This window comes from Xanthomonas sp. SHU 199 (assembly GCF_000364665.1).
GTDB classification, from domain to species: domain Bacteria; phylum Pseudomonadota; class Gammaproteobacteria; order Xanthomonadales; family Xanthomonadaceae; genus Xanthomonas_A; species Xanthomonas_A sontii.
Genome location: NZ_AQOI01000797.1, coordinates 1 through 3,485, shown reverse-complemented (window position 1 = coordinate 3,485; position 3,485 = coordinate 1). Strand labels below are relative to the sequence as shown.

At 71.8% G+C, this 3,485-nt stretch carries 3 protein-coding genes and 1 pseudogene; all 4 read right to left on the bottom strand.

Features of this window, described 5'->3' with window-relative positions; all coding sequences use genetic code 11:
• Positions 1-1,269: UDP-N-acetylmuramoyl-L-alanine--D-glutamate ligase (gene murD, locus D183_RS0121695; protein WP_039729309.1), on the bottom strand; the 1,269-nt coding region annotated here is incomplete at its 3' end.
• Positions 1,250-2,605: a UDP-N-acetyl-alpha-D-muramoyl-L-alanyl-L-glutamate epimerase gene (gene murL / locus D183_RS0121690; RefSeq protein ID WP_017910843.1), complete on the bottom strand. Its 1,356-nt coding sequence runs from the start codon at positions 2,603-2,605 to the stop codon at positions 1,250-1,252. The genes murD and murL, both read right to left, overlap by 20 nt.
• A complete protein-coding gene (locus D183_RS0121685) occupies positions 2,602-3,054 on the bottom strand; it encodes a hypothetical protein (RefSeq protein WP_010341996.1) in 453 nt (150 codons plus the stop codon). Before D183_RS0121685 ends, murL begins: the two co-directional genes overlap by 4 nt.
• Positions 3,038-3,485, bottom strand: a pseudogene (locus D183_RS25610) (bifunctional aspartate kinase/diaminopimelate decarboxylase); the annotation flags it as partial. The pseudogene D183_RS25610 and the gene D183_RS0121685, both read right to left, overlap by 17 nt.

Sequence of the window (3,485 nt, the reverse complement as noted above, 5' to 3'; positions counted from 1 at the left end):
CGCCACCGCCTCCGCCAGGTCGGCCGCGGCATGCAGGCCGAAGCCGGCGGCGGCGGCCAGCGGCGCCAGCAGCGCGTGGATGCGCGGGCCGTTGGCGCCCAGGGTGACGATCTCCAGCGGTGCCCCGCCATCGCGCATGTGCGCGGCGAAGTCCTGCCAGTCCAGGCCGCGGTCGTGACCGCCCACCAGCAGCGCGATGCGCCGCCCGCGGAAGCACTCCAGCGCCGCGAGGCTGGCATGCGGGGTGGTGCTGATCGAGTCGTTCACATAGGTCACGCCGTCGCGCGTGCCCAGGGTCTGCAGCCGGTTCGGCAGCGGCCGGAAGCGATCGGCCGCCGGCGCCAGCGCCGCCGCATCCAGGCCCAGCGCCTCCACGGCGGCCAGCACCGCGCACAGGTTGCTGCGGTTGTGCCGGCCCGGCAGCGGCGCCTGCGCGCTGTCGTACACCGCGCTGTCGCCGCGGTAGACCACCTCGCCGCGCATGTGCCAGCCGTCCTCGCGGTTGAACCAGCGCACCTCGCTGTCGGGCAGCTGCAGGGCGGCCAGTTGCGGATCGGCGGCGTTGAGCAGTGCGATGCTCGGCCGCGCATGGGTGACCAGTTCGAGCTTGTCGGCGATGTAACGCGCCTGGCTGCCGTGCCAGTCCAGATGCTCGGGAAACAGGTTCAGCACCAGCGCCAGCTGCGGCCGCGCGCCGCTGCGGGCCACGTCGCCGGTCTGGTAGCTGGACAGTTCGACCGCCCAGTACTGCGGCGGCGGCATCGGCGCCAGCACCTCCAGCAGCGGCACGCCGATGTTGCCGACCAGGCCGGTGCGATGGCCGCCGGCGCGCAGCAGGTGCGCCAGCAGCGCGGTGGTGGTGCTCTTGCCCTTGGTGCCGGTGACGCAGACGCTGCCGGGCACCACGCCGTCGGCGCCGGCGTGTTCGGCGAACCACAGGGCGGTGCCGCCGATGAAGCGGGTGCCGCGCGCCGCGGCGGCCTGTGCCTCGGGCCGGTAAGGACTGATCCCGGGCGACTTGATCACCACATCGAACGCGGCCAGGCGCTCGGCGGTGGCCTCGGTCTCGACATGCAACGCAGGATCGTGCAGCGCGGCGATCTCCGCGGCCTCCTCAGCCGAACAGAACACCGTCAGCGGCAGCGCACGTCTCGCTTCCCCGTTCCCGATTCCCGCTTCCCAGCCACGCACGGCCGCATACGCCGCGCGGCCCTCGCGCCCCCAACCCCACAGCGCGACGCGCTGCGACTCAAGCTGCGAAATTCGCACGCACGCGTTCCCACAGATCGGCCGGGATGCGGTGCTGCGCGTCCAGTTCCAGCAGCGGCTCCACGCGCAGGTCGGCGGGGTCGAGCTGCGGCTGGATCTCGCGGATGAAACGCGCCACCAGCGCGTCCTCCTTCCATTCCGCACGCGCCGCCAGCGCCGCCATCGCCGCGCGCGACTCGCGGCCTTCGCCGACGCACTCGAACGGCTTGTGGTCCTGGAACTCCAGCAGCGCGTCGAAGCCGCCGGCCTGGCCGGCGTCGTCGAGCAGGTTGCGGCCGAAGATGCGCACCAGCCGCGTCTTCGGCATGAACGGCGCCAGCGCCAGGAACACGAAATGGCACTTCGGGCAGACCCCGCACCAGCGGTGTGCCGGGCGCTCGCCGAGGATGTGGAAATTGCGGTTGCAGCTGGAGAAATGCGCGTCGTAATGGTCGGTCTTGGCGAACTGTCGCGCCACCGCCAGTTCCGACAGCGGCCGCAGCAGCGAGTAGTAGCGCAGGTCCGCGGCCACGTAGCGCTGCACCTGCGTACCGAACGCCTGCTCGAAGGCCCAGCCCTTGGACCATTGGTGGTTGACCTCGCCGGTGCCGGCGATCTGGCTGCCGTAGCTGGCCGAGTGCTCGTTGGAGAACACCACCTGGCCGGCGTCGTGCAGCACCGCGGCGAACACCAGGATCGCCGAGTTCACCGCCGTCACCGGGATATGCCCGTTCCACGCGCCCTGCCGGTTCAGCTCGAACAGCTCCGGCGCCAGCGTGCGGCCGATGTTCAAGGTCGGCAGCCCGGTGCGCTCGGCGCAGGCGCGGATCAACTGCGAGCCGCCGATCCAGGTCACCGTCTGCGCCACGCCGGCCGCGCGCAGCGCTTCGATGCTGACCAGCGAATCCTTGCCGCCGCCGATCGCCACCAGCGCCTGGTCGCGCAGCCCCAGCGCCGCCGCGTCGGCCGCCTCGGCGTCCGCGGCCGGGAAGCGGATGCGCCCGCGCAGGTCCAGGCCGTTGCGATAGGCGAACTCGCCCAGGCCATGCAGGTACACGCTGTCCAGCAGCGCGGCAGTCTCCGCATCGATGGCGTAGTCGTCGATGACGATGCGCGGCGGCACCGCCGCCTTGTAGTAGCTGACGCCGGCGATCAGGTGCAGCAGGCGCAGGGCGCGCTGTGCCGCCTGCGCACGCGCCGGGTCGAGCGTGAACGGCGCGCCGGGCACGGTGATGGTCTCCACCAGCTCCGGGCCGTCGTCGAACGCATAGACCAGGCGCGCCACGCCGCTGTCGGCGTCGAAGCCGCAGCGCACGAAGCGGAAGGTGGCGATCTGCTGTTTGTCGAAAGCGGTCATGGACGTCCTGCAAGCACACGGGTGTGCCGCAAGTAGCGGCGGCACAGAAGAAATTCGAGCATCGAAAACGGCAAGGCGGCCCACAGCAGCGGCAGGCAGCCGAACACGAAGGCCATCAGCAGCAGTTGCCAGTGCTGTCCGGCCGGCACCGACGCGGCGGAGGCCAGCACGGCCACCAGCACATACAGCGCCAGCGCCGGCAGGTAGGCCAACGCGGCCAGGAGCGAGGTGCGCAGGGCCAGCGCGCCGGTGCTCGCCGCGGGCCCGCGGCGCTGCCAGCGCACCGCCAGCCATGCGCCGATGGCAGCGGCGGCCAACGCCGGCAACGCCCACTTCAGGCTGTCGGTCCACGGCAGCGACGTACCCGACTGATCCACCGCGGTGGCAGCCACCATCGCAAGCGCGCCGGCCGCGGCGCTGCCCGCGACGAATTCAGTCCGTGCGCGCATCGATCGCCTCCTCGCGGGGCAACTCGCGCTGGTTGTAGGTGCTGGCCATGCTGTAGCCGTAGGCACCGGTGTCGGCGATCAGCATCACGTCGTCCGGCGCGGTGCCCGCCGGCAGGCGCCGGCGCTTGCCGAACACGTCGCTGGATTCGCAGATCGGCCCGACCACGTCGAACACGGTCTCGGCCGGCTGCTCCAGGCGGCTCAGGTTCGCCACGTCGTGCCAGGCGTCGTACAGCGCCGGGCGGATCAGCGTGTTCATGCCGGCATCCAGGCCGACCCGACGGATGCCGTCCTTCTCGATCACCTGGGTGGCGCGGGCCAGCAGCACGCCGCATTCGGCGACCAGATAGCGGCCCGGTTCGATCGCCAGGCGGAACGCCGGATGCACGGCCTTGGCCTCGGCCAGGCCCTGGGCGAAGGTCTCCAGGTCG

Excerpts from the sequence above, each read along its gene's own strand:
- murL (WP_017910843.1), bottom strand. The coding sequence starts at position 2,605 with ATGACCGCTTTCGACAAACAGCAGATCGCCACCTTCCGCTTCGTGCGC.
- D183_RS0121685 (WP_010341996.1), bottom strand. The coding sequence starts at position 3,054 with ATGCGCGCACGGACTGAATTCGTCGCGGGCAGCGCCGCGGCCGGCGCG.